The organism is Pseudomonas sp. C 49-2, from assembly GCF_003970195.1.
Taxonomy (GTDB): Bacteria; Pseudomonadota; Gammaproteobacteria; order Pseudomonadales; family Pseudomonadaceae; genus Aquipseudomonas; species Aquipseudomonas canadensis.
The window spans coordinates 1-589 of sequence record NZ_RXYG01000041.1; the positions used below are offsets into that span (position 1 = coordinate 1).

Here is a 589-nt window from a genome sequence, read left to right on the forward strand (position 1 = left end):
CGGGTCGGTTGGTTTCTGCGACCAATGCGGTAGGCGAAAGCGAGGTTTATCGGTACGACGAGCAACACGTCATTCTTGAGCGTGGACTGGCTGGTGGGGCGAGTTTCTTTTGGGAGTGGGAAAGGTCTGGCAAGGCGGCGCGATGTGTCCGGCATTGGGCCAGTTTCTCGCAGATGGACACGCGCTATGCCTGGGACGATAACGGCCAGGTCACGGTGTTTAACGCCGATGGCAGCCAGGAAGTCTACGTGCATGACCAGCGGGCGCGGCTGGTGCAGCGAGTGGATCCTGACGGCGCTGAGCACTTCAAATCCTACGATGACAAAGGCCGGCTAACGGTTGAGCAAGATCCGTTGGGGGCGATCACGGCGTATCAGTACGACGAAGCCGGACGTTTGGTGGCGTTGTTTCCGGGGAATGATGAGCCGACGACCTACGAGCATGACAATGGGTTCGTACGGGTTGTGCGGCGTGGTGAGGCGATTTGGAAGTATGAGCGTAATGACCAGGGCGATGTTACGCGTAGGACCGATCCTGACGGCCATTCGACTGAGTACAGCTACAACAAACGCGGGCAACTGACGCAGGT

General features: G+C 58.6%; 1 pseudogene. It reads left to right on the forward strand.

From position 1 onward, the window contains the following. Positions 1-589 (forward strand): annotated as a pseudogene (locus EJ576_RS29635) (RHS repeat protein); the annotation flags it as partial.